Source organism: Winslowiella arboricola (genome assembly GCF_025527015.1).
Taxonomy (GTDB): domain Bacteria; phylum Pseudomonadota; class Gammaproteobacteria; order Enterobacterales; family Enterobacteriaceae; genus Erwinia; species Erwinia arboricola.
On sequence record NZ_JAODIM010000043.1, the window covers coordinates 768,729 to 794,246 of the forward strand.

A 25,518-nucleotide genomic window follows, 5' to 3' on the forward strand; every position below is an offset into this window, starting at 1 on the left:
ACAGACGCTAAGCCAGGATTTACCACAGCCAATGACGCCGGAACTTGCCGCCCGCGATACCCCCGATGCGAGCGCCGAAAACCCATTATTCGCCGCAGCTGCGCCCTTACTGAATGCCATTGTGCAAATTCGTCTGGCCGCAACGCATGATGACCCGGCCGGATTGCGCCACCAGCTGGTGGATGAGATCCGCCTGTTTGAAACCCGCTGTAAACAGCTGGATTTACCCTTTGAGATGATTATTGGCGCCCGCTACTGCTTATGTAGCGTGCTGGATGAGGCGGCGGCGCAAACCCCATGGGGTACGCGCGGCGTCTGGTCTGGTAATGGCTTGCTGGTTACCTTCCATAATGAAAGTTGGGGAGGAGAAAAGTTTTTCCAGCTGCTGTCGCGTATCTCACAGTCGCCACAACAGCATTTGTGGTTACTGGAAGTGATTCACTACTGCTTACTGCTTGGCTATGAAGGCCGCTACCGCGGAGCGGAAAATGGTCGCGCGCAATGCGACGCCATTCGTCACCGGCTGGCCCAGCTGATTGACAGCTCCCGCAATACGCCGCAGCAACCGCTGGCGGCGCAGGTGGTGGTGCGCCCGCAACAGAGCAATCTGTGGCGCCCGCCAGTGCCGCTGTGGGCCTGCTTTACGGTTACCGCCTTTATCGCCTGCATGGTTTACAGCGGGCTGAACTGGCGGCTGGGAAATTCTGCGGAACCGCTGCTGCGCGAGATCTATCAAACGCCCCTGCCGCAGGTCATCAGCGGACGCAACACCAGTTCGCCGCAAAGCCTGCTCGATCTGCGCAAAGCATTAAGTGATGTGATCGCCGCCAATCAGCTGGAGGTCAGCGACGGGCCTTTCGGCAGTAAGGTGTTACTGTCAAATGACAAGCTGTTCGACGACAACGCCACTGCGCTGAATGTGGTGGGTCGGGCGCTGATTGCCCGCGTTGCTGCCGCGATGGATGATATTAAAGGTAAAATCGTGGTGACGGTCTACACCGACGATCAACCGCTGCGCAGCGCGCGCTTTGCCTCCAACTACGAATATTCGCTGGCGCTGGCGCGCACCATTGCCAGCCAGCTGGAACAGCAGCTGGCGCCCGGTCATGATATCCGCGCGGAAGGCCGCGGTGACAGCGATGCGATGATGCCTAATGACAGCAAGGAAAATCGCGCCCACAACCGCCGTGTGGAAATCACCCTGTTTGCCGCGCCAGAACCGGCCAGCCCGGTTAAGAAAGGAGCGCCGTGATGCGTAATCAACTGTTTTCACTGCTTACCAGCCGCCTGTTATGGGGCTTTATCGGCATTACCGCGCTGGCCAGTGTTATCTGGATGCTCGGCCCGCTGGTGACCGTGAACGATCTGCGTCCGCTGGAAGCGCCGCTACATCGTCAGGTGCTGGTCGGTATCAGCTATTTCTTGTGGATCCTGTTTCAGCTTATTCCGCATCTCTACAGCGCCTGGTTTAACAGCAAGCTGCTGCATAATCTGCAATACAGTAATGTCGATCATGGCGAAATGATGGCCACCGAGGAGCTGTTAACCTCGCGCTTTAATGAAGCGGCGTCATTACTGAAAAAAGCCCACTTTTATCAGCGTCCGCCTTCCAGCTGGTTCCAGCGCTACAGCGCGCGCTATCTCTATCAGCTGCCCTGGTACATGATTGTCGGCGCGCCGGGGGCCGGTAAAACCACCGCGCTGATTAACTCCGGTCTTGAGTTCCCATTGACTGACAGCATGGGTAAACAGGCAATCCGCGGCGTTGGCGGCACCCGTCACTGCGACTGGTGGTTTACCGACCGTGCGGTGCTGCTGGATACCGCCGGGCGTTATACCTTGCAGGAGAGCATGCGCGCCCGCGACGCCAGCGAGTGGCAAACCTTTATCAATCTGCTGAAGCATTACCGCGCCCGTCAGCCGATCAATGGCGTGATTATTACTATCAGCGTCGCCGATCTGCTGAGCGACTCCGCTGAAGCGCGCTTTACCCAGGCTACCGCCCTGCGCAACCGGATGGCCGAACTGCATCAGCAGACAGGCATCCACTTCCCGGTATATGTGATGGTGACCAAGACCGATCTGCTGAAAGGGTTTATGAGTTACTTTGCCACCCTCGACAAGTCACAACGCGAACAGACCTGGGGCTTTACCTTCCCCTGGGAACCTAACCGTGACAGCGAACGTGCGCTTAACCAGCTGTTTGATCAGCAATTCCTGACGCTGTCCAACCGTTTAACCCGGGATTTAGCCTGCAAGATGGCGCAGGAACATGATTTAACCCAGCGCGCCGACTGCTTCCTGTTTCCGCAGGAGTTCGCTTCGCTGCGCCCGTTGCTGGCCGAATATCTTGATATTGTCTTTTCGCCAGACGCCGGCGAAGTGGCGTGGTCTGCACGTGGCCTGTTCTTTACCAGCGGCACCCAGGAAGGACTGCCGTTTGACCGCGTAATGGGTGAGCTGACGCGCAAACTGCAACTGCCGCAGGCAAGGCGTCACTCTATCGCCAGCTGGGACAGCGTCAATCGCGCTGCGCCGATTCCGGCGAATAAAGGCCAGAGTTTCTTTATCCGCGATCTGCTGAGCGAAGTGATTTTTAAAGAGAGTGGCCTTGCCGGCAGCGATCGCTCGTGGGAGTACCGTAACCGCCTGATGCACTGGGTAGGCTATGGCGCGCTGGCGCTGAGCCTGCTGGTCGCCAGTGGCTGGTGGCTGCTGAGCTACTACCAGAATCAGCACTATCTGCAGCAGATTGAAGCGCGGGTTCCGGCATTGTCACAGCAGGCTGAACATTTTTCGCAGGCCGAGACCGGCGATATTATCGATCTGCTACCCTTCTTAAATAATCTGGTGAAGTTACCGCAACCCGGAGAATTTTCGCTCGACAGTCCGCCACTCAGCATTCGCGCCGGACTGTATCGCGGTGACCAGATCAGCGATGCAGCCTGGACGCTGTATCAGAACGCGTTGCGTTCACTGTTGCTGCCGCGCGTGGCGCGGCAGATCACCGCCACTCTGCGTAATGACAAAGGCGGCGACAGTGAATTCAGCCGTAATGCGTTGCGGGCTTATCAGATGCTGTATCAGCCGCGCAATTACGACGGTGAGTTCCTGCGCGGCTGGGTGATGCAGAATTTCCAGCGTACCCTGCCTGCGGACGTGACCACGCGGGATTTGCAGCAGCTCGACTGGCATCTCAGCCAGCTGCTGGATCGTCAGATCCAGACATCGCCTTATGCACGCGATAACGCATTAATGATGCGTAAACTGGCGGATAATCTGGATAAAGCGGGCCAAAACGGCACCGCACTGGCGTTAACGCCTGGCGTGCTGTTTCCGTCGGTCACCCGGAACGCTCACTAATCCAAAGGATAAAGTTATGGCAGAGAGACTAAGCCTCGGTTGGTACGGCAAGCTGCCGATCACCGGTGACTTTATCCAGCGACGATTGCCTGAACCGATCGTTGCCAGCTGGTCAAACTGGTTCCAGCAGGGGCTGACCCACTGGCACCATCATACCGGCGCCACCAGCGATGAGTTTTTACGCGCGCCAGTGTGGAATTTTGTATTACCTGCCACCAGCGGCGTGCAGCGGATCCAGATGGGCTGCCTGCTGCCCTCGCGCGATCGGGTCGGTCGCGCCTGGCCGCTGCTGGCGCTGCGCAGCTTTGCGCTGAACGACTGGCACCCGGCCCAGCTGGCGATCTCCGGCGAATGGTATCAGGCGCTGGGCGATACGTTATGGCGCGGGGTGCGTAACGGCCTGTCACCTGATGAGCTGGAAGCCAGCTTGCTGGCGCTGGCGCCGCTGTCGGTGCCGGAAAAACAGCGTTCAGCGATTATGGATGTGATTGGCTATCAGGATCTGCCCTGCACTCTGAACTGGCGCGAAGTCGCGGATCGTTTCGATCCGCAGCAATATATCAGTTACTGGTGGAGTAACCGCATTGACGGCTATCCACATGCGACACACAAGCATAGCGGCAACCTTACCGCACAGCTGTTTTCGCTACTATTCAATCCGGCGGCTGGTGCCCTGCCGGGGCGGAACGGACTTTATCCGCCGATGTTTGAATAGCATTATGCTTTTTGGCTTTTTAATGCAGGATACCTCATGCGATTTACCATTGTGCAGAGCAAAACGGCGATGCCGCAGACCGCCTTTGATTTCCTGCCTCCGGGCGGAACCATTGGCCGCAGCGTTGACAACGACCTGATATTGCCTGATGAAGATCGTGCTATTTCGCGCCTGCAGGCGCTGGTGCATATCTCCGCCAGCGGCGAATGCCGCCTGACCAACCGCGGCAGCGTCACCTCGGTGGTGCTGAACGGCAAACCGCTGGAGTGCGGACGCCAGGTTGAACTGCAACATGGCGATGCGCTGGGGATTGGCGGCTATCAGATTGAGGTCAGCGACCCGGGCCGGGCGGCTGAAATCAATCAGGAAACGCTGGATCCACTCGATCTGTTTCACGAAAACACCACCCGGACTGCCGACCCGCTGGGTATTCTCAGCGAGGAAGAGCCGCTGATCACTCGCGATCATGACGTACTTCATGCGGAACAGCCCCCGACGCGGCACGCCAGACACAACAGCGCCCGGCTGGATATCGATCCACTGCCGCATGACGCCAGCGAGCGCAATGGCTATACCAGCGCCAGCAGCGATGAGAAATTGATTCAGGCGTTGCTGACCGGCATGGGACTCGACAGCAGCCAGAACAGTACCCTGCTGACCGAAGAGGATATGATGATGACCGGCCGCATGCTGAGTCTGTTCTCGCAGGGCACGGTGGCGCTGCTCTCTTCGCGTTCGATTCTGAAACGCGGCGTGAAGGCCGAGATGACAATGATCCTGAATGAGGCGAATAACCCGTTTAAAATCCTGCCCTCAGGCAAAACCGTACTGATGCAGATGTATCAGAGCCAGATGCCTGGCTTTATGCAACCTGAACAGGCGGTGCGCGATGCGCTGGTCGACCTGCAGGCGCATCAGCTGGGGATGATTGCCGGTATCCGCGCGATTATTGCCGCCATGCTGCAATCCTTTAACCCGCAACGCCTGGAAGAGAGCGCCCGGCGCGATGGCGTGCAGCCGAAAATCAGTTTCTCCTCCACGCGTAAAGCAGCGATGTGGGACTACTTTGTGCGTAACTTTCAGCAAACTTCCGGCGAGATCGAAGATGACTTCCATACCCTGTTTGGCGAGGCATTTCTGCATGCGTACGATGTCGAGGTGAACCAGTATAAGGATTCACAACAGAGAGCGGACGACGAATGAAAATTACCTATGCTTCAACTTCACAGATCGGCGGACGTGACAGTAATCAGGATATTACCGGCAGCTTACCGGGCGAGCATCGCGCCTGTTTTCTGGTCTGTGATGGTGTCGCCGGGTTACCCGGTGGCGATAAAGCCGCGCAGATCGCCCGCGACAGATTGCTCAGTGAGCTGAATGAAGATCGCCGCTATTCGCCACAGGAAACCCGCCAGGCAGTGGAAAAAAGCGCGCGTTCTATCCGTGAAGCGCAGCAGATAAATCCGAAATTTTCCCGCATGAGTACCACCCTTGCGGCGCTGTTTATTGACCGCGACCGCCTGCTGGCATGGTGGGCTCACGCCGGTGATAGCCGCGTTTATCACCTGCGTCGCGGCTATATCCATCAGGTGACACGCGACCATAGTCTGGCCCAGCAGATGAAAGAGGCCGGGTATGAAAATACCGGTATTAACAGTAATTTACTTTATAATGCGCTCGGTGCGGAAGTCGAACGTGAAGCCAGCTATAGCGATGTGCTGGAGCTGGAAGATGGCGATGCTTTTTTAGTCTGCACGGATGGTTTCTGGCTAAACCTGACGCCTCAGGAGATGGAACAAGCGCTGCGCATGGTTAACTCCCCTGACGAATGGCTGGCTCTGATGCAAACGGCCATCAACCGCAGCAGCAAAAGCGATAACCTGAGCGCCGTCGCGGTATGGGTAGGCTCACCGCAAGAAACGACATTGTTACAATCACAGTCTGATTCGGCACGCTTTCTGCCGCCTCGCGATTAACAGCAAGGAACGATATGAAATACTGGTTGCCCGGCGTTATGACATTGTTGATGGCTTCTGCCGCCAGTGCAGAGGACTATCGGGTGGTCTATTCACCGAGCCTTGAGCTGGAAGTCTATATCGATAACGTTGAAAGCAACGCGCCGCAGGACTGGTGTAAACAGACGCTGCACCTGCGTATTGTCTCCGGCGAGAGTAAAGAGTCGCAGGTGTTAGACAGCTTCCTGCCACGCGTCGGCAACCTGCTGGCCAATCAGTGCGGCAAGCTGGACGAACTGCCGTGGCAGATGACCGACAAAAAAGGCTCGGTGCTGGCCGGCGGTACTGCCGCCAAACTGCAAAGCTGGCGACCTATTGTCACCGTCGATGCCACTGCCACCGCCAATGCCAGCAACGCCGCCCCGCTAGACCTGTCGCGTCCCGCCGACAGTCAGCCACTGCAGCATTTCGATCTGCCCGGCGGTTGCCACTTCCGCACCTGGTGGGATGAAAACGGCCAGTCGCTGTTTATCCCTGACGATCGCGCCATGAGCTGCTCCACCGAAGGCTGGCTGGAAGGTTACAGTCAGCTGACGCTCTCCAGCGCGGGCGCCGCCACGCCAGTGCCGGTCAATTTCTATCAGGGCTATCCGTTGCAGAATATGCGTCCCGGTAAGAATGCGCTGGAAGTGGTGGCGATTAATAATCAGCGCATGGTGGTGGGCAATAAACAGGCCGCTGACAGCTGGCTGGTACTGCCATTTGATCCACGTCTTCACGTCTGGTCGTTTAACGGCACGCTGCTGGTGAAAATCAGTAAAGACGACGCTGCGGATATGACGGCAGTGAAAGCACGGATTGATGCGCTGAAGAAGAGCTGGTCAGCGCAGTACGACCCGAAAGTTAAACTGACTGTGTTGTTAATCGACGAGCTGCATGCCGATCTTGCCGACCCGGCAATTGGCGCATACCGTACCCTTAATTAATCGCAGGCGTAACGCCTGCTGTAGTCAGGCCGTTAGTTCTCAGAGAGTGTGAAATATGTCGGCAAATGAGAATCAAAAAACTGTGCCAAATGCGTTACCCAACGGGCATCGTTTTAATGAATTCGAGATTAAAGAGGTTATTGGTGGCGGCGGCTTTGGTATCGTCTATCGCGCCTGGGACCATTTATTAGAACGTACTATCGCCATTAAAGAGTACATGCCGATCTCGCTGGCGATGCGCAACGAGGATCTGAGCCTTGGCCTGCGCGGCGAGCGTTTCCATAAAATGTTCCATGCCGGTCTGAACAGCTTTATCCAGGAAGCGCGACTGCTGGCACGCTTTAATCATCCCGGCCTGCTGCACGTGCTGCGCTTCTGGGAAGAGAACGGCACCGCCTATATGGGCACCCTCTATTACAGCGGTATGACGCTGAAAGAGTGGCAGCTGACCAGTCCGCAGGTGATTGATGAGAACTGGATCCGCCAGCTGCTGCCGCCGCTGTTTGGCGCGATTAATACCATCCATCGCGCGGGCTATCTGCATCGCGATATTTCACTCGATAATATTCAGATTCAGGAAAACCAGCTGCCGGTGCTGCTGGACTTCGGCTCGGCGCGTAAAGAGATCGGTAATCTCTCCGATGAAACCGAAATCATGCTGAAACCGGGCTTCGCGCCGATTGAGCAATACAGCGAAGAGAGTGACAGCGAACAGGGGCCGTGGACCGATATCTATGCGCTGGGCGCGGTACTGCATACGCTGGTGACCGGCAATCCGCCGTCAGCCAGCGTGGTGCGCTGCATTGAAGACAGTTATCAGCCGCTGGCGCTGTTGCATCCGCCAGGTTTTTCGCTGCCGCTGCTGCATGCGATCGATCGCGCACTGATGATGAAGCCGGCGGATCGCCCGCAAAGTATTGACGAGCTGGCGGCGCTGATTGATTTGCCGGTCAGTGAAGTTCAGGAGCTGGTGACGGCAGTCAGCATTCCCGCTTATCAGCAGCCCGCGGAAGCAGAGATTATCGAGCCGACAGAAACGGTGGTGCTGGCGGTTAATCCGGCGGCGGGCGCCGCAGAGAATGTCGCCCTGCCGCTGCGCCGACGTCTCTCGCCGACGCTGATGCTGCTGAGCGGCGTGGCGTTACTGGCGGTAATCGCCCTGACGCTGTTTCTGAACCGTGGCGACAGCGACAGCGATGTGGAGCATGCCGCCTCAGCGGGCACGACGCCTGCCAGCACCTCTGGCAGCGCGAAGACGGCCACCAGCGCGCCTGCGCTGGCCACCGTCTATCTGAAACTGAAAAGCGGTGAGAGCGTCATGCTTAACGGTGAAGTGATGGATGTGAAGCCAAGCAACAGCGGTTATGCATCACTTAATCTGGCGGCAGGTGAATATAAAATCGAAGTGCAGCAGAAGGATCGCGTGCATTCACAGACGCTGAAGATCGATCGCGCCGGAACCTGGCTGATTAACCCGGGATCATAAGGCGGGCGGAATACCTGCAGGGGCGGCGTTCTCGCCGCCCGTGTTGACGATTGGCACCGCACCCGCCATTTATACGGGAGCCGAAAACGGCTCCCCTACATAAAATCGGTGTTGCCTGAATGGACGGCGTTCTCGCCGCCCATTCAGGCATACGGATGGGAAGACTGTAACTCCCGCACCTGCTGCGCCAGATCGGTCAGACACTTATCGTGCATACCGCGCTTCACCAGCTCCTGCTCCAGCGAAAACAGATACTGTGCATTGGTGCCCAACGGCCCACTGGCGCGCGCAATCAGCGGCGCAATGGTGTTGGCGCAGGAATCAGACTCATACAGCGGATGACGTGGATCCATGATAAACACCAGCGCAGTGACTTTACGCCCGTCCGCCAGCGCCAGTTCGCACCAGGTCGGCAGGTAGCAGCCGGTAATCATCTCACGCTTCCACAGCAGTTCCAGCTCTTCATGCAGCGTCTCTTCCGGCAGACGAAACGCCAGCCCGCTGGTTTTACCGCCCTCTTTCAGCGCCAGCATCCGTCCCGGCTGGTGATGGGTACCGCGCCCGGCGGTCAGACGTAAGCAGAACGCGCGGTGCCAGCCCTGCAGCGTACCGCTGGCGACCTCATCCGATTCGAACACCGGATTCCACATCAGCGAACCATAGCCGAAGATCCATACCGGGCTATGATCCGGGCGGCAGGCAAGCGCCGCCGCCAGGGACGATGCGCGCTGTTCGCAGGTCTATAACAGCGACTCCTCGATGGTGCCAAAAGCAGTTTTACAATCAGCTTTTAATAAGAAATCCCGCGTCAACATATGAATCTCCCACGCCACAGCTTCACTTCCCTGTAACAGACGGCCACTTTTCCCTCAGTTTTGAGTTATTTGGGCAACTTTCGTTGCATTTACCCTATGACCTTATTCATTTATCACTCGCCGATCAAGTTTGAAGGCGATCACAAAAGAAAAAAAGTGTCATAAACTCCATCGGCAGGCTATCGTTATTCTTGAGCGGATTAAGGCAAATTTTCTTCAGCACGGGGGCTAGCTCACAGCCCGGGCGGCACTATTTTTTGTGCCATTTATCATCATCCCCCTTGTGATACTGATGTTTAACTGCCGCCCAGGCGACTTTATGCGCCACCTCTTCCCGTGACTCATCGCCGCGCCGCTCCTGTTTGTCTTTATACTGATCCCAGGCGCTGTTAAACGCCTCTTTATAGATCTCCTGCGCATGGGCAGGCAGCACATTTTTAACACTTTCTGGTAGCTCGGATTTCGACTGATAAGGCATGGATTTTCTCCTTTCGATTCAACTCCCTTTAAGCCTGGCTTATTCTTGCCAGAGTGCAAAGCCACAGTTGAGGCATGCTTAGCACAAAAACGAGAATAGCGGCCATTTAGATGCGTTATTCATGGCATTAATCGCCAAAAAAGCAGGGTTATTTTCTCTTTCACAACGCATAACACCAACAAATATCATCACTTATTCACGATATCCTGCTGTTATCCGCACTTAACCCTCTTTTCACTGCTAACGGGTAAAATAACGTAAAAATTAAATAATTATACGGCTAACCTTGTTACACTGACGGCGCTGGTAAAATAAACAAACTGTGATAATGCTTAGAAGCCTGCACTCGGGTTTCTGCCAATTGAAAATTTATACCCTAAGTAATTCGAGTTGCATCAAGGCGGCAAGCGAGCGAATGCCGATGAACGTAGTCAACTACGTGATTCGGCTGAGTGAGCTCAGCCAAAAAGATGCAATTCGAAGTATGACGGGTATTAAGGAGATGAATGCCTATGGGAGCACATGAAGGCTCAAAAACGCGTCATACCGAATACACACTGATTCTGACGATTGCCGCACTGGCAGTGCTGGCGATGTGGGGCTCATCCACTTCCTTCCCTGTTGTTATTGCTATTAACCTGCTGGCGCTGGTGGCTATTCTTAGCAGCGCATTTAGCGTAGTGCGTCATGCCGACGTGCTGGCGCACCGATTAGGTGAACCCTACGGCTCACTGATCCTCAGTCTTTCGGTAGTAATTCTCGAAGTGAGCCTGATTTCCGCCCTGATGGCCACTGGCGATGCCGCACCGGCGCTGATGCGCGATACGCTCTACTCGATTATTATGATTGTCAGTACCGGTCTGGTGGGTTGTGCGCTGCTGCTGGGCGGTAATAAGTTTGCCACCCAGTATCTGAACCTGGCCGGTGTTAAGCAGTATATGATCGCCATCTTTCCGCTGGCGATTCTGGTGCTGGTGTTTCCCAATGCGTTACCGGGCGGCAACTTTACCACCGGTCAGGCGCTGTTAATCGCCGCCATTTCTGCCGCAATGTATGGCGTCTTTCTGCTGATTCAGACCAAAACCCACCAGAGCCTGTTTATCTATGAGCATGAAGATGAGGGCGACGATGATGACCCGCACCACGGTAAGCCTTCGGCGCACAGCAGTCTTCGTCATGCGGTATGGTTGCTGATCCATCTGGTGGCGGTGATTACCGTGACCAAAATGAACGCCAATCCGCTGGAATTCCTGTTAACCGAACTTAATGCGCCAGCGCAGTTTACCGGTTTTCTGGTGGCGTTACTGATTCTGTCACCGGAAGGTTTAGGCGCGATTCGGGCAGTACTGGCTAATCAGGTGCAGCGCGCGATGAACCTGTTTTTCGGTTCAGTGCTGGCGACCATCTCGCTAACCGTTCCCGCAGTGTCAATTATTGCCACCCTGACCAATCAGCAGCTGATTTTCGGCCTTGAACCGCCGCAGATGGTGATGCTGATGGCGACGCTGATCCTGTGTCATATCTCGTTCTCCACCGGCCGAACCAATGTACTGAACGGTGCCGCGCATCTGGCGCTGTTTGTCGGCTATCTGATGACGATTATGTTATAAAAAAATGGCCGGGCATTGTGCCCGGCCACGTTCTGTCAGTGGGTCATTACTGCGCGGCTTTATACTTCAGCGTATGACCACCCCCCTTCAGCGTTAAATTACCTCGCTCCAGCGTCACCTGCGCACCGTTACTCAGGGTTTCCGCCACTACACTATCCCAGTGGCTTAACTGCTGATCGCTGCATATCATGCGCGTGGAACCCAGCTGCTTCACCGTCAGCACATTACCGCTTAACTCGCCCTGACCAAAGAAGCGATTACAGATCGCGCCGCTAAGGCGCAGATCGTCACTGAAGGCGATTTCCGGCTGCTGCCCCTGGTTGCTGCGCGCCGCCACACCATTAACGCTCTGCAAAATAAAGTGCTGGCCAGCCAGCTGCTGCGCCGTTAGCCCGGAATCAGCGTGCTGATGACATCCGCTGACTATCAGGGCCAGCAACGCCATGGGAAGGATTTTTTTCATCTTACTGCTCCTTTTACGGGACTATCCATTTTGCTAAAAACCTGACATAAAAAAGGCGCCCTCAGGCGCCTCGGTATATTATCACGACACTTAATTACTGGTATCGAGTTCCGGGAAGTTCTTCACCAGCTCATCGATAGCTTTCATCTGTTGCAGGAAAGGCTCCAGTTTATCCAGCGGCAGTGCGGATGGACCGTCACATTTCGCGTTAGCCGGATCCGGGTGCGCTTCAATAAACAGACCTGCCAGACCAATCGCCATACCGGCGCGAGCCAGTTCGGTGACCTGACCACGACGGCCGCTTGAAGCGGAACCAAACGGGTCGCGGCACTGCAATGCATGCGTCACATCGAAAATCACCGGGCTACCGTTGGTCACCTGCTTCATCACATTGAAGCCCAGCATATCAACGACCAGGTTGTCGTAACCGAAATTCGCGCCACGGTCACACAGGATCACTTTATCGTTACCGCCTTCAGCGAATTTTTCAACGATATTCCCCATCTGGCCCGGGCTGACAAACTGCGGTTTCTTGACGTTAATCACTGCACCGGTTTTCGCCATCGCTTCAACCAGATCGGTCTGACGTGCAAGGAATGCTGGCAGCTGAATCACGTCCACCACGTCAGCCACGGTCTGGGCCTGGCTGGCTTCGTGAACATCAGTGATAATTTTCACGCCAAAGGTCTGCTTCAGTTCCTGGAACAGTTTCATCCCCTCTTCGAGGCCTGGACCACGGTAAGAACGAATCGATGAACGGTTAGCTTTATCAAATGACGCTTTGAATACGTAAGGGATACCGAGTTTATCGGTGACGGTAACGTAATGTTCGCAGATACGCATCGCCAGATCGCGCGATTCGAGAACATTCATGCCGCCAAACAGAACAAATGGCAGGTCGTTAGCGACCTTGATGTCGCCGATATTAACTACTTTCTGAGTCATGCCTTCGCCTTTTTTTTCTGCAGACTGGCTTCGATTAATGAAGCGTCACCTGCTTATGCTCTATCGAATGAATTTGAACTTTGATCATTTCGCTGACCGGATCTTCCGGGCACTGCTCAACGAAATAAGTCAGGTCGGTTAGCGCGATATGTTCACACTCTAACTGGGCGTAAATCAAGCCACGGTCGCGAATTTCATACGGATCGTGCGGATCGATCTGCAACAGCACATTGCTGACGTTCAGCGCCATCTCCATGCGCTTCTCTTCCATCAGTGCCGACTTCAGCGTATCCAGCATTTTGCGGATCACCGTGGTGGATTCCGCCTCTTCCAGATCGTCTTCATACAGCTCCGCCGTCGGGCTGATATTGCCCTTCAGCCACACTTCCAGCGTATGCTCGTCAAGGGTGTCGCCATTAAACGGATTAATCAGCCACATTTCACCATCGAGCCAGTCGGCGCGCAGGATCAGCTGGGTCGGGAAAATCACCGGCATCAGCGGCAGTTCCAGCTCACCAGCGATATGCAGCAGAATCACGCCCAGTGATACTGCGGTGCCCTGACGGCTTTTCAGCACGTTATCCAGCCACAGGGCATCGGACAGTTTATAGATGCCGCTGGCGCCGCCAAACCCCCACTGCTTATAGAACAGTTCCAGCAGTTTCTCTAACTTAGCATCCTGCTCGCTCTCTGCAGCAACATACTGCTGCGCTTCGGCAACCAGCGCCTGAAGCTGGGTTCCTACATCTTCCGTGGGAAAATCGGCGCGGATCTCGCGCGATGCTGCAATCACCGCTTCACAAAGCGGTGATTGCGAAATATCAAATTTCGCTACTGACGTCATACAATCCCCAACAGTGGCATTTTACTTGTGGCCAGCTTGATGATCAGCCCGATCACCACCAACGCCACGAGGAAGGCTATCCAGCGCACTTTATTGCTGCGCGGACGGCGTCCAAGGACGATTATGCCGAGCACGATATAGATAATAACGCCAAACAGCTTCTCAGTCAGCCAGCTACCTTGCGGTGAAAACGGATAAAAATGGGTAATGCTCACCAACAGAATACCGGAAACAAACAATAAGGTATCGTTCAGATGCGGCACAATCCGCACCCAGCGGCGTTGCAGCATCGCTGAACCGGCCTGCTGCCAGTAAAAACGCAGCATAAACATCACTATCGTGATGGCAACCGTCAGCAGGTGAAAATGTTTAATTGTTGCGTAATATGCGACCATTGCGATTCCTTATTCTGATAGTTGCCCAACCGTAACCCGATCGTTACCCGCATAATCCTGACAGGTTTCCACCTGCAGAAAGTTGTGATCGCGCAAGATATCGCGCACCGCAGCGGCCTGCTGCCAGCCATGTTCGAACAATAACCAGCCGCCGGGTTGCAAAAATCGCGCAGCAGCGGCGCTGATGCGTCTGATATCCGCCAGTCCCTGCTCATCGGCCACCAGCGCGCTTAACGGCTCAAAACGTACATCACCCTGTTGCAGATGCTGATCGTCAGCATCAATGTAGGGCGGGTTACTGACAATCAGATCAAAACGCTGATTTTCCAGCGCGGAAAACCAGTCGCTCAGCAGAAAACGGGCGTTGGTCAGCTGCAATTTGGCGGCATTATGCTGCGCCAGCGTGACCGCTTCAGCAATACGATCCACCCCGACCACCTGACAATCGGCACGCTCACTGGCCAGCGCCAGCGCCACCGCACCGGTGCCGGTGCCGAGATCGAGGATCTGCGCGGGTGACGCGGGCAGACGCGCCAGCGCCTGCTCAACAAGGATTTCGGTATCAGGGCGGGGGATTAGCGTGGCGGCTGAGACGCTTAGCGGCAGTGACCAGAACTCACGTTCACCGGTCAGATGCGCCACCGGCTCGCCGTTAGCCCGACGGGCAATCAGCGCCTCAAGCTGCGCCAGCTGCGGCGCAGTGAGTTCAGTCTCATCAAAGGCGATCAGCCAGCTGCGGGATTTACCGGTGACAAAACCGAGCAAAATCTCCGCATCGCGTTTTGGGCTGTCGCCGCCGCACAGCGCAGCGGTGGCGGCTTTCAGCCAGCTGCGGATATCCATTAATCCTGCCCGGACAACGCGGCCAGCTGGTCTGCCTGGTACTCCTGGACAATCGGCTCAATCAGCGCGTCCAGTTTACCTTCCATCACTTCATCCAGACGGTAGACCGTGAGGTTGATACGGTGGTCAGTCACACGGCCCTGCGGGAAGTTATAGGTGCGGTTACGATCGGAACGGTCGCCGCTGCCCAGCAGGTTGCGGCGTGTTGACGCCTCCGATGCCTGGCGCTTAGCCACCTCTGCGGCACGGATACGTGACCCCAGCACCGCCAGCGCTTTGGCTTTGTTTTTATGCTGTGAACGCTCATCCTGGCACTCAACCACGATGCCGGTTGGCAAGTGGGTGATACGGATCGCCGAGTCGGTGGTGTTGACGTGCTGGCCACCCGCCCCGGAGGAGCGGAAGGTATCGATACGCAGCTCAGACGGGTTAATCTCCGGCAGTTCAGCTTCCGGCAGCTCCGGCATCACCGCGACGGTACAGGCCGATGTATGAATGCGTCCCTGCGATTCGGTTTCCGGTACGCGCTGCACGCGATGACCGCCGGATTCAAATTTCAGGCGGCCATAAGCGCCCTCGCCGATCACTTTGGCAATGATCTCTTTATAGCCGCCATGTTCGCCGTCGTTGGCGCTCATCACCTCAACCCGCCAGCGGCGCGATTCGGCATAACGGCTGTACATACGGAACAGATCGCCGGCGAAAATCGCCGCTTCGTCACCGCCGGTACCGGCACGCACTTCCAGATAGCAGTTACGCTCATCATCGGGATCTTTCGGCAGCAGCAATACCTGCAACTGCTGCTCCAGCTGCTCGCTCTGCGCGCGCGCTTCAGTTAACTCTTCCTGCGCCATATCGCGCATTTCCGGGTCAGCCATCAGCAGTTCAGCGGTTTCGATATCTTCCTGCACCTGCTGCCACTGACGGAAACACTGGCTGACATCAGTAAGCTGAGCGTATTCCCGCGAAAGCGCACGAAAGCGATCCTGATCGGCAATCACGCCAGCATCACCCAGCATCGCCTCCACTTCTTCGTGGCGCTCCTGCAAGGCTTCCAGTTTGGCAACAATAGAAGTCTTCATGTGGTGTTATTTACCTTGTAAATGGGGTTCGATTAATACAGCCGCGTCACACAATCAGTTGTGACGCAGCTAATCCAGCCCGAGGCTGTCGCGCAGGATCTGCAGACGTTCGTCATCGCCATCGCGAGCGGCCTGCTGGAGAGATTTGGTAGGGGCGTGGATCAGTCGGTTAGTCAGTTTATGGGCCAAATCGCGCATAATCTCCTGCGCATCACCGCCCTGCTGCAACGCCGTCAGCGCCCGCGCCTCGAGATCGGCACGGATCTGATCGGCCTGCGAACGGTAGTCACGAATGGTCTCAACGGCGCTTTGCGCGCGCAGCCAGGCCATAAACTCACCGCTCTCTTGCACAACAATAGTTTCAGCCTGTACGGCGGCGGCTTTGCGCTGCGCCATATTTTTTTCGATAATCTGCTGCAGATCGTCGACGCTGTATAAATAGGCATTCGCCAGTTTGCCAACTTCCGGTTCCACATCGCGCGGAACGGCGATATCCACCAGCAGCATCGGCTGATTACGACGCGCTTTTAACGCACGCTCAACCATACCTTTACCGATAATCGGCAACGGGCTGGCGGTGGAGCTGATAATGATATCGGCTTCCGCCAGACGCACATCAATATCCGCCAGATTGATCACTTCAGCGCCCACTTCATCCGCCAGCAGCTGGGCGCGCTCACGGGTGCGGTTGGCGATAATCAGTTTTTTAACCTTGTGCTCACGCAGATGACGCGCCACCAGCTCAATGGTTTCACCGGCACCCACCAGCAGCACATTGACCGTCGACAGCGACTCAAAGATCTGCCGCGCCAGCGTACAGGCGGCAAACGCCACCGAGACCGCACTGGCGCCGATATCGGTTTCAGTACGCACACGTTTGGCGACGGAGAAGGTTTTCTGGAACATGCGCTCCAGTTCGCTGGAGAGCGAATGGCCGCGCTGGGAGTCAGCAAAAGCTTTTTTTACCTGGCCAAGGATCTGCGGCTCACCAAGCACCAGCGAATCCAGTCCGCTGGCGACGCGCATCAGATGGCTGACCGCCTCGTTATCATGGTGCCAGTAAAGGCTTTTACGCACATCTTCAGCGCTGAGCTGATGATAGTCACACAGCCAGCGTACCAGTTGCTCTTGCAGATTCTCTTGCTGTTCGACACTCAGGTACAGCTCAGTGCGGTTACAGGTAGACAACACTACGCCGCCCTGCACAAGCGGCTGCGCCAGCAGGCTGTTAAGCGCCTGTTCAAGCGTGTCCGGCGAAAAAGCGACTTTTTCGCGCAGCGCAACAGGTGCTGTTTTATGATTAATTCCAAGGGCCAGCAGGGTCATGGTGAATTCGGTCTGGTTATCACACTGATATTGTGGTTTTGTGAGGCGCATTCTACAAGATGAGCGAGATCAATAAAAGCCATACAGAGCATATGCCTCTATCAGGTTGTGCCTTGATCTGGGCAATTGCAGTTAAATAAGACAATTTGAGCATTGACTGCTTAAACGCGGATGGTTAGCGTTAACGGTTAACTTTGGGCAAGCATGCCCTGAATGTGTCTGAGGAGATGACCACCTATGTACGTACGCAAGCCCCGTCTGATGCGGTTGCTGCCGCTTGCAGGCCTGTTACTGGCAGCCTGTACCGCCAATAAACCGCAGGGTCCTGGTCAAAGTGTTACCTCTCCACAGTGGCAACAACATCAGCAAAGTGTCGAAAAAATCACCCAATACCAGACGCGTGGCGCTTTTGCCTATCTTTCCGATAAGCAAAAAGTTTATGCGCGCTTTAACTGGCAACAAACTGCGCCGGATCGCTACCGTTTACTGTTAACCAACCCACTTGGCAGCACCGAACTGCAGCTTGATGCGCAGGGTTCAGTGGTGCAGCTGGTCGATAATAACGGTAAACGCTATGTCAGCAACGATGCGGAGAAAATGATTTCGCAGCTGACCGGCATGGATATCCCGCTGGAAAACCTGCGTAAGTGGATGATGGGTCTGCCAGGCGAAGCCACCGATTATCAGCTGAACGATCAATATCAGCTGCGCGAACTGAACTACAGCCGCAACGGCCAGCAGTGGAAAGTCAGCTGGCAGGATTATGACAGCAAAGTTAACCCGCCGCTGCCCGCCAGTCTCGAACTGCGTGAAGGTTCGCAGCGCATTAAACTGCGTATGGATAGCTGGACCGTAAAATAATGATCACCACCTGGCCTGCACCGGCAAAACTTAACCTGTTTCTTTACATCACCGGGCGTCGTGCGGACGGCTACCATAATCTGCAGACGCTGTTTCAGTTTCTTGATTACGGCGACACGCTGCATATTACGCCGGATAACAGCGGCACAATCAGCCTGCTGACGCCGGTTGACGGCGTTGCCGACGAGCAGAACCTGATCGTGCGCGCCGCGCGCCTGCTGATGCAGCAGGCAACGCTGGCGGGCACCCTGCCCGCTGACGCTGGCGCCGCCATCACCATCGATAAGCAGTTACCGATGGGCGGTGGGCTGGGCGGCGGCTCGTCGAATGCCGCCACAGTGCTGGTCGCGCTGAACCAGCTATGGCAGACCGGTTTCACTCTCGATCAGCTGGCGACGATGGGATTAACCCTTGGCGCCGATGTGCCGGTGTTTGTAAAAGGCCATGCCGCTTTCGCTGAAGGCGTCGGTGAACAGTTACAACCGGTAAATCCGCCAGAAAAATGGTATCTGGTGGCGCATGCAGGCGTCAGCATCCCGACACCACTGGTATTCAACGATCCAGAGCTGAAACGTGACACCCCATTACGCGCTTTTTCGCACATTATGCAGTCACCTTTTAGCAATGATTGTGAACCAGCAGTAAGAAAACGTTTTCGCGAGGTTGAACAGCTCGTTTCCTGGCTGCTAGAATACGCGCCGTCGCGCCTGACAGGAACCGGTGCTTGTGTGTTTGCTGAATTCGACACTGAGTCCGCTGCCCGCCAGGTGCTTGAGCTGGCCCCGAACTGGTTGCGGGGATTTGTAGCGCGAGGCGTTAACGTCTCACCGTTGCATCGCAACCTTTCAGGGCAGTAAGCGATTACGTGACAGTGTCACCCGTTCCTGACACTGCACGTGGCGCATTAACATACCCGTATGAAACAGCTGTAATATTGTGGCGCCCGTAGCCAATTACAGTTATGTTCATTCTCTGGACGCAAAGCCTGAGGTTCTTCTCGTGCCTGATATGAAGCTTTTTGCTGGTAACGCTACGCCGGAACTAGCACAACGTATTGCCAACCGCCTTTACACCAGCCTGGGCGACGCCGCTGTCGGTCGTTTCAGTGATGGTGAAGTTAGTGTACAAATCAATGAAAATGTACGCGGTGGTGATATTTTCATCATCCAGTCCACCTGTGCCCCAACCAACGACAACCTGATGGAACTGGTTGTGATGGTTGACGCGCTGCGTCGTGCTTCCGCTGGTCGTATTACTGCTGTTATTCCCTATTTTGGTTATGCGCGCCAGGACCGTCGTGTCCGCTCAGCGCGTGTGCCGATCACCGCGAAAGTGGTTGCGGATTTCCTTTCCAGCGTTGGCGTCGACCGTGTTCTGACCGTGGACCTGCATGCAGAACAGATTCAGGGATTCTTTGATGTCCCGGTTGATAACGTGTTTGGTAGCCCGATTCTGCTTGAGGATATGCTGCAGATCGGCCTGGTCAATCCGATTGTGGTTTCTCCGGATATCGGCGGCGTGGTGCGTGCTCGTGCTATCGCTAAACTGCTGAACGATACCGATATGGCGATTATCGATAAGCGCCGTCCACGCGCCAACGTGTCTCAGGTGATGCATATCATCGGTGACGTGGCTGGCCGTGACTGTGTGCTGGTTGATGATATGATCGATACTGGCGGTACGCTGTGTAAAGCAGCGGAAGCGCTGAAAGAACGCGGTGCAAAACGTGTGTTTGCCTATGCCACGCACCCGATCTTCTCTGGTAATGCGGTGGAAAACCTGCGCAACTCGGTGATTGACGAAGTTGTGGTGTGTGACACCATTCCGCTGCCGGAAGAGATCAAAGCCCTGCCAAACGTGCGTACCCTTACGCTGTCTGGCATGCTGGCCGAAGCGATTCGCCGTATCAGCAATGAAGAATCAATCTCTGCGATGTTTGAACATTAAGCATCAGACAGAGCGCAAAAAGCCGGGCTTGCCCGGCTTTTTTTTATTTATCCGTTTCGCTGATTAGTCACCCAGTGGATGATTCTGGTGGATAAAATCAATAAATACCCGCAGCTTAGGCAAAAGATGCCGATTACCCGGCCAGAGTAACGAAAACTGCCCGCCACCACTGATTGTTTCATCCAGCACCGTGACCAGCTTTCCGGTTTTGATCTCCTGCGCCACGGCAAAATCCGGTACATATACCAGTCCCAGACCACTTACCGCCGCCGAAATCAACGCTTCCAGATTGGTAAACACCAGCTTTTCCGGCAACGGCTGATCCGCCACGTCGCTAAACTGCCAGGATTGCAGTGCACCTGTGGCGCTAAAGCGATAGCGTAAGCAGGCATGCCGCACCAGATCGGCTGTTGAGTGCGGTATTCCACGTCGCGCCAGATAAGCGGGCGACGCCACCAGCTGAAAACGGTAACTGCCAAGTCGCTTCGCCCGCAGCTGCGAATCATTAAAGCTGCCACTGCGCACCACCACATCAACCCCTTCAGCAATCACATCCACCAGCCGGTCGCTAAAATCGAGATCCAGCTCGATATCCTGATATTTTTCGATAAATTGCGGCAACAGCGGCAGCAGCATCCGGTAACCAATCGCAGGCAGACTGACGCGCAAGCGCCCGCTGGGTTTTGCCGTCACCCGCGACAGCTCATTCTGCGCTTCCTCAATTTCGGCGACAATCCGTCGTGCGCGCTCATAAAACAGCGCCCCTTCATCGGTCAGGCTGATACTGCGGGTACTGCGGTTAAGCAGGCTGACGCCGAGACTGTTTTCCAGCCGCGCCACGCTTTTGCCCACCGCCGATGCCGACACACCAAGACGTTCCGAAGCGGCGATAAAACTGCCAGTTTCCACCGCTTTCACCAGCGCGGTTAACCCGCTAAGACTCTCAAGCGCATTCATTACGGAGTTTTTGTCCTTTCAGTCATGAACTACGGCCTGTTTTTAACTATAGCAGGTCATTTTATCCTGCATCCTCGCACAGGTTAACCACGGATGCACTCTATGAGCACGCTAACTATTAAACAGACCAGCCCGCGCTGGACCTTACTGGCGGTTTGCACCGCCGCAATGATCCTGCCGCTCAGCTTTACCGGCGGCGTAATAGCCACACCAGCGATTGCGCAGGAGCTGGGCGGTTCGCCGCTGGCGCTTAGCTGGATCACCAATGCTTTTATGCTGACCTTTGGCAGCCTGCTGATGGCCGCCGGTTCACTGGCTGACCATCTGGGACGGAAACGCCTGTTCCTCAGTGGCGTGGGATTATTTACCCTGGCATCACTGGTCATTGGCCTGGCGCCCAATGTATTCATCCTCGACTTACTGCGCGCCCTGCAGGGCATTGCCGCCGCCTGTGCGCTGGCAGGCGGTGCGGCAGCGCTGGCCGATGCCTGGAGCGGCCCGGCGCAGGCACGCGCTTTCAGCCTGCTGGGAACCAGCTTCGGCGTGGGCCTCGCCAGTGGCCCGGTGGTGGCGGGTTTACTGATCAGCCATGGCGGCTGGCGGAGCGTATTTCTGCTGCCGGCATTGCTGGGTGGCACCGCTGCGCTAATCGGTTACTGGCGGATGCACGAATCCCGCGCCTCACAACGCGCAGTAATCGATATTGGCGGAATTATCACTTTCAGCCTCGCGCTGACCGCCTTTACCTGGGGCATCCTGCAGTTCAGCGAAGATGGCTGGCGCCACCCGCTGGTGATCGCCCTGTTCACCTGCACTCTGCTGTTTGCCCTGCTGTTTATGGTTATCGAAATGAAGAGCAAACAGCCAATGCTCGATCTGACGCTGTTTCGCTATCGCCGTTTTCTCGGCATCCAGCTGCTACCCATCGCCACCTGCTACTGCTTTGTGGTGTTGCTGGCGCTGCTGCCGGTACGCTTTATGGGCATTGATGGCTACAGCACGCTGACCACCGGGCTGTTTATGCTGGCGATCTCAACGCCCATTCTGGTGGTTCCCAGCCTGGCCGTCACCCTGACACGCTGGTTTTCAGCCGCAACGCTGGCCAGCGGCGGTCTGGTGATCGCTTCCGCGGGTCTGTTTCTGCTCAGTCAGCTGGATGGCGGCGCGGATCTGCCGCTGCAACTGCTGGCGATGCTGATTATTGGTTGCGGTAGCGGTCTGCCGTGGGGGCTGATGGATGGTTTGTCGGTCAGTGTGGTGCCGGAAGAGCGCGCCGGGATGGCGACCGGCATTTTCAGCACTATCCGCGTGGCGGGCGAAGGCGTCGCGCTGGCGCTGGTGACCACGCTACTAACGGTGCTGATTGCCGCTCCGTTGACGGCGATGTTCCCGGTTGAAAGCGCTCGCAGTGCCGCGCAATATCTGGCTGCGGGCAACCTGGATCTTGTCGCACACGCGTTGCATCTTCCGGTTGCCACGTTACAGCAGATCTGGCTGCAGGCGTTTAATCAGTTACTGTTGCTGTTAATGGTGATAACCCTGCTGTGCGCCCTGCTGGTACAGATTAGCCTGCGCCATAAGGTCCAGGCTAAAGCGGTGATTTGAGCCAATAAAAAGGGCGACAATCCTGTCGCCCCGCAATCAGCATATTTTATTATGAATGGCGATGGCTGTCACGACGACAACGTTTGTCGCCACAGTGACGCAGCCAGTAGTAACGGTCAGCGACCTTTTCCCGTCCGCTAATACTTGCTCCCGCCAGCCACAATAAGGCGCCAATAAAGATGCTGAATATTGCACCGTGCGCCATATACTGCGGGAGATCAAGCTGTGGCAGCTGGTTCAGAATGGAGTAACCCACGCCAACCACCATGGTGAGCAAGCCCAGTACCATCAGGCCATTCCCGGCAAAACTCGCGTGTTTACGTTTCATCTGTCACCTCCACTACCTGTGTATAGCGGCAATAGCACAAATTGCCTGGTTGCCATAAGTTTAGGAAATGACCGGCCGGTTCGTTGCGGGTTTGATCACAATATGCGCTTAATTTTGACAATTCTTTACGTCTAACAGCCTGAATTTCGATAGAAAATGTATTATCGCCACACTGAACTATTACGCAGGTTACACAGTAACGCGCGATTTTTGTGTTCTGCCAGCCAGCACAGTAAACTATCGCCCTTTGCTTAAGCACTTATCAGGAACCCACCACCGTGAGCAGCATTAAACTGATTGTTGGCCTTGCCAACCCTGGCGCTGAATACGCCGCAACCCGCCATAACGCAGGAGCCTGGTACGTCGACCTGCTGGCTGAACGTCACAATCAGTCGCTAAAGGAAGAGAGTAAATTTTACGGCTACACTGCGCGGCTGAATATCGGCGGTGAAGATGTGCGGCTGCTGGTGCCGACCACCTTTATGAACCTGAGTGGTAAAGCGGTGGCGGCGATGGCGACCTTTTATCGCATCACGCCGGAAGAGATTCTGGTGGCGCACGATGAGCTGGATCTGCCGCCGGGCGTGGCGAAGTTTAAACAGGGTGGCGGTCACGGTGGTCACAATGGCTTAAAAGATATTATCAGCAAGCTGGGCAACAGCCAGGATTTCCACCGTTTACGTATCGGCATCGGCCATCCGGGCGATCGTAATAAAGTGGTGGGTTTTGTGCTGGGCAAACCGCAGGCCGCGGAGCAGAAACTGATTGAGGATGCGGTCGATGAAGCCGTGCGCTGCACCGAAGTGTGGCTGAAAGAAGATCGGTTAAAGGCGATGAACCGCCTGCATACGTTTAAAGCGGAATAATATATGCTGCTGGGCGGCGAGAATGCCGCCCCTGCCTATCAGGATGCCGTAATCAGGCGTCGTCAGCCGCCACTTTATAATCCGGATCGTCCAGTTCATGCATGCAATAAGGCCCGGCCTTACGCAGCAGGCTGATGCAATCTTCGCTCAGATGGCGTAAACGCAAACTTTTCCCCGCCTGCTGGTAGCGCGTGCTGAGTTTATCAATCGCTTCGACCCCGCTGGAATCCATCACCCGGGTACGGGCGAAATCAATTACCACGTTTTGCGGATCGTTTTCCGGGGTAAACAGCTCAGCAAAAGCGCTGGCGGAGCCGAAAAACAGCGGTCCTTCCAGCTGATACGTTTTGGTATCACCTTGCTCCTGCTGGCGCAGAATGGTGATCCGCGCATGCTGCCAGGCAAACACCAGCGCCGAGATAATCACCCCGCAAATCACCGCCATCGCCAGATCGGTAAAAATCGTCACCAGCGTGACGGCAATCATCACTACCGCATCGGCTTTGGGCATCCGCTTCAGACGACGTATTGAACTCCATTCGAACGTCTTAATGCAGACCACAAACATAATGCCCGCCAGCGCCGCCACCGGCAGCAACGCAATATATTGCGACAGGCTGACGACAAACAGAATTAACAGAATGGCGCCGACCGCATTGGAGATACGCCCACGTCCGCCAGAGGTAAAGTTGATAATCGACTGACCAATCATCGCGCAACCCGCAAAGCTGCCAAAGAAGCCGCAGATCGTATTGCCGATGCCCTGCGCCACACACTCTTTATTCCCCGCGCCCTTCTTACTGCCCATCTCATCGAGCACCGCCAGCGTGAGCAGCGACTCAATCAGCCCGACCAGCGCAATAATCACCGAATAAGGCAGGACAATTTTCAGCGTTTCCCAGCTTAATGGCGCATCCGGCAGGTGGAACATCGGTAAGCTTCCGGAAATATCTGCCAGATCACCGACGCGTTTAGTATCCAGGTGAAAACCAATGGCAATGGCGCTAATCGCGATCAGCGCCGCCAGCGAACCGGGAATAATTTTCGTGAATTTCGGAAACAGCCAGACAATCAGCATCGCCAGCGCCACCAGCGCGTACATCACCGGTCCCTGATTTTTAATCATCGGTAGCTGCGCCAGCATAATCACAATCGCCAGTCCGTTCACAAAACCAAATATCGCCGGTTGCGGCACCAGACGGATAAATTTACCCAGCCGGAAGGCACCAATCGCCACCTGCAACACACCGGCTAAAATGGAGGCCAGTAACACATACTCATAGCCATGCTGATTAATCAGGCTGATTAACACCACCACAATCGAACCTGCGGCGCCTGAAATCATCCCGGGTTTTCCGCCGAAGAGAGCCGTGACCAGTCCGAGGATAAAGGCGGTATGCAGGCCAATGGTCGGTGAAAGTCCGGCCAGCAGCGAAAAGGCGGTGGCTTCCGGGATCAGCGCCACGGCGACTACAGAGCCTGCCAGCACGTCATTTTTGACGTCAGCCGCCCTGAGGTTCAGGTTAAACATAGATTTTTCACTTATTATTGTTAGCAGATGACTGATTATTGTTAGCAGATGACTGAAAACAGCGAGTGCCGCGCCACTGAGCGATTGGGGCACAAGTATCGGAAAATCAGATCGCGA

Annotated in this window: 24 protein-coding genes and 1 pseudogene; 13 read left to right on the forward strand and 12 right to left on the reverse strand. The window is 55.5% G+C overall.

Going from position 1 to position 25,518, the window contains the following annotated elements:
* Nucleotides 1-31 precede the first annotated feature (31 nt).
* Genes icmH through N5923_RS21045 form a run of 7 tightly spaced genes read left to right on the forward strand, consistent with a single transcriptional unit; the run spans nucleotide 32 to nucleotide 8,505 of the window.
* Nucleotides 32-1,252, forward strand: a complete 1,221-nt coding sequence (gene icmH, locus N5923_RS21015; RefSeq protein ID WP_267144219.1) for a type IVB secretion system protein IcmH/DotU — start codon at nucleotides 32-34, stop codon at nucleotides 1,250-1,252.
* Nucleotides 1,252-3,363, forward strand: a complete 2,112-nt coding sequence (gene tssM / locus N5923_RS21020) for a type VI secretion system membrane subunit TssM (RefSeq protein WP_267144135.1) — start codon at nucleotides 1,252-1,254, stop codon at nucleotides 3,361-3,363. Before icmH ends, tssM begins: the two co-directional genes overlap by 1 nt.
* Before the next feature lie 16 nt (nucleotides 3,364-3,379).
* The gene (tagF, locus tag N5923_RS21025; RefSeq protein WP_267144134.1) at nucleotides 3,380-4,078 is read left to right on the forward strand and encodes a type VI secretion system-associated protein TagF; all 699 of its coding nucleotides are present in this window, start codon (nucleotides 3,380-3,382) and stop codon (nucleotides 4,076-4,078) included.
* 36 nt (nucleotides 4,079-4,114) lie between these two features.
* Nucleotides 4,115-5,281 (forward strand): type VI secretion system-associated FHA domain protein TagH, encoded by a 1,167-nt coding sequence (tagH, locus tag N5923_RS21030; protein ID WP_267144133.1) that lies wholly within the window; start codon nucleotides 4,115-4,117, stop codon nucleotides 5,279-5,281.
* The gene (locus N5923_RS21035) at nucleotides 5,278-6,054 is read left to right on the forward strand and encodes a PP2C family protein-serine/threonine phosphatase (protein ID WP_267144132.1); all 777 of its coding nucleotides are present in this window, start codon (nucleotides 5,278-5,280) and stop codon (nucleotides 6,052-6,054) included. The genes tagH and N5923_RS21035 overlap by 4 nt, the downstream gene beginning before the upstream one ends.
* A gap of 14 nt (nucleotides 6,055-6,068) precedes the next feature.
* Nucleotides 6,069-7,019, forward strand: a complete 951-nt coding sequence (locus N5923_RS21040; RefSeq protein ID WP_267144131.1) for a hypothetical protein — start codon at nucleotides 6,069-6,071, stop codon at nucleotides 7,017-7,019.
* Between the two features lie 55 nt (nucleotides 7,020-7,074).
* Entirely contained in the window at nucleotides 7,075-8,505 is a 1,431-nt protein-coding gene (locus tag N5923_RS21045) for a serine/threonine protein kinase (RefSeq protein ID WP_267144130.1), read from the forward strand.
* Nucleotides 8,506-8,648: 143 nt separating this feature from the next.
* Here N5923_RS21045 and N5923_RS21050 read toward each other — a convergent pair.
* A pseudogene (locus tag N5923_RS21050) lies at nucleotides 8,649-9,320 on the reverse strand (gamma-glutamylcyclotransferase).
* Between the two features lie 250 nt (nucleotides 9,321-9,570).
* Nucleotides 9,571-9,798 carry a putative cation transport regulator ChaB gene (gene chaB / locus N5923_RS21055; RefSeq protein WP_267144129.1) on the reverse strand — a complete coding sequence of 76 codons (228 nt, stop codon included), beginning with the start codon at nucleotides 9,796-9,798 and terminating at the stop codon, nucleotides 9,571-9,573.
* A 512-nt stretch (nucleotides 9,799-10,310) separates the two neighbouring features.
* On the opposite strand from chaB, the gene chaA reads away from it, so the two are divergent.
* Nucleotides 10,311-11,408: a sodium-potassium/proton antiporter ChaA gene (chaA, locus tag N5923_RS21060; protein WP_267144128.1), complete on the forward strand. Its 1,098-nt coding sequence runs from the start codon at nucleotides 10,311-10,313 to the stop codon at nucleotides 11,406-11,408.
* A gap of 46 nt (nucleotides 11,409-11,454) precedes the next feature.
* Here the strand turns inward: chaA and N5923_RS21065 are convergent, their stop codons facing one another.
* The 7 genes from N5923_RS21065 to hemA all read right to left on the reverse strand — a co-directional run bounded on the left by N5923_RS21065 (nucleotide 11,455) and on the right by hemA (nucleotide 17,306).
* Nucleotides 11,455-11,871, reverse strand: a complete 417-nt coding sequence (locus N5923_RS21065; RefSeq protein WP_267144127.1) for an META domain-containing protein — start codon at nucleotides 11,869-11,871, stop codon at nucleotides 11,455-11,457.
* Between the two features lie 90 nt (nucleotides 11,872-11,961).
* Nucleotides 11,962-12,816 (reverse strand): 3-deoxy-8-phosphooctulonate synthase, encoded by an 855-nt coding sequence (kdsA, locus tag N5923_RS21070; RefSeq protein WP_267144126.1) that lies wholly within the window; start codon nucleotides 12,814-12,816, stop codon nucleotides 11,962-11,964.
* Between the two features lie 34 nt (nucleotides 12,817-12,850).
* Nucleotides 12,851-13,660 (reverse strand): invasion regulator SirB1, encoded by an 810-nt coding sequence (gene sirB1, locus N5923_RS21075; protein WP_267144125.1) that lies wholly within the window; start codon nucleotides 13,658-13,660, stop codon nucleotides 12,851-12,853.
* Nucleotides 13,657-14,055: a SirB2 family protein gene (locus N5923_RS21080; RefSeq protein WP_267144124.1), complete on the reverse strand. Its 399-nt coding sequence runs from the start codon at nucleotides 14,053-14,055 to the stop codon at nucleotides 13,657-13,659. Before N5923_RS21080 ends, sirB1 begins: the two co-directional genes overlap by 4 nt.
* A 9-nt stretch (nucleotides 14,056-14,064) precedes the next feature.
* Nucleotides 14,065-14,898: a peptide chain release factor N(5)-glutamine methyltransferase gene (gene prmC / locus N5923_RS21085; RefSeq protein ID WP_267144123.1), complete on the reverse strand. Its 834-nt coding sequence runs from the start codon at nucleotides 14,896-14,898 to the stop codon at nucleotides 14,065-14,067.
* Nucleotides 14,898-15,980, reverse strand: a complete 1,083-nt coding sequence (gene prfA, locus N5923_RS21090) for a peptide chain release factor 1 (protein ID WP_267144122.1) — start codon at nucleotides 15,978-15,980, stop codon at nucleotides 14,898-14,900. Before prfA ends, prmC begins: the two co-directional genes overlap by 1 nt.
* A 69-nt stretch (nucleotides 15,981-16,049) precedes the next feature.
* A complete protein-coding gene (hemA, locus tag N5923_RS21095; protein ID WP_267144218.1) occupies nucleotides 16,050-17,306 on the reverse strand; it encodes a glutamyl-tRNA reductase in 1,257 nt (418 codons plus the stop codon).
* Between the two features lie 237 nt (nucleotides 17,307-17,543).
* On the opposite strand from hemA, the gene lolB reads away from it, so the two are divergent.
* The 3 genes from lolB to prs all read left to right on the forward strand — a co-directional run bounded on the left by lolB (nucleotide 17,544) and on the right by prs (nucleotide 20,114).
* Nucleotides 17,544-18,167: a lipoprotein insertase outer membrane protein LolB gene (gene lolB / locus N5923_RS21100; RefSeq protein WP_267144121.1), complete on the forward strand. Its 624-nt coding sequence runs from the start codon at nucleotides 17,544-17,546 to the stop codon at nucleotides 18,165-18,167.
* On the forward strand, nucleotides 18,167-19,024 hold the full coding sequence (ispE, locus tag N5923_RS21105) for a 4-(cytidine 5'-diphospho)-2-C-methyl-D-erythritol kinase (RefSeq protein WP_267144120.1): 858 nt from the start codon (nucleotides 18,167-18,169) through the stop codon (nucleotides 19,022-19,024). Before lolB ends, ispE begins: the two co-directional genes overlap by 1 nt.
* Before the next feature lie 142 nt (nucleotides 19,025-19,166).
* Complete coding sequence (prs, locus tag N5923_RS21110; RefSeq protein ID WP_085939527.1) at nucleotides 19,167-20,114, forward strand: ribose-phosphate diphosphokinase; 948 nt, start codon at nucleotides 19,167-19,169, stop codon at nucleotides 20,112-20,114.
* Between the two features lie 63 nt (nucleotides 20,115-20,177).
* On the opposite strand, the gene N5923_RS21115 is transcribed toward prs, so the two are convergent.
* Nucleotides 20,178-21,071, reverse strand: coding sequence for a LysR family transcriptional regulator (locus tag N5923_RS21115; protein ID WP_267144119.1), 894 nt, complete (start codon nucleotides 21,069-21,071; stop codon nucleotides 20,178-20,180).
* A gap of 102 nt (nucleotides 21,072-21,173) precedes the next feature.
* Here N5923_RS21115 and N5923_RS21120 point away from each other — a divergent pair, with 102 nt between their 5' ends.
* Nucleotides 21,174-22,676: an MFS transporter gene (locus N5923_RS21120; RefSeq protein ID WP_267144118.1), complete on the forward strand. Its 1,503-nt coding sequence runs from the start codon at nucleotides 21,174-21,176 to the stop codon at nucleotides 22,674-22,676.
* A gap of 49 nt (nucleotides 22,677-22,725) precedes the next feature.
* On the opposite strand, the gene ychH is transcribed toward N5923_RS21120, so the two are convergent.
* Complete coding sequence (ychH, locus tag N5923_RS21125; RefSeq protein ID WP_267144117.1) at nucleotides 22,726-23,004, reverse strand: stress-induced protein YchH; 279 nt, start codon at nucleotides 23,002-23,004, stop codon at nucleotides 22,726-22,728.
* Between the two features lie 278 nt (nucleotides 23,005-23,282).
* Here ychH and pth point away from each other — a divergent pair, with 278 nt between their 5' ends.
* Entirely contained in the window at nucleotides 23,283-23,870 is a 588-nt protein-coding gene (gene pth, locus N5923_RS21130) for an aminoacyl-tRNA hydrolase (protein ID WP_267144116.1), read from the forward strand.
* A gap of 52 nt (nucleotides 23,871-23,922) precedes the next feature.
* Here the strand turns inward: pth and N5923_RS21135 are convergent, their stop codons facing one another.
* A complete protein-coding gene (locus N5923_RS21135) occupies nucleotides 23,923-25,401 on the reverse strand; it encodes a SulP family inorganic anion transporter (protein ID WP_267144115.1) in 1,479 nt (492 codons plus the stop codon).
* Nucleotides 25,402-25,518 lie beyond the last annotated feature (117 nt).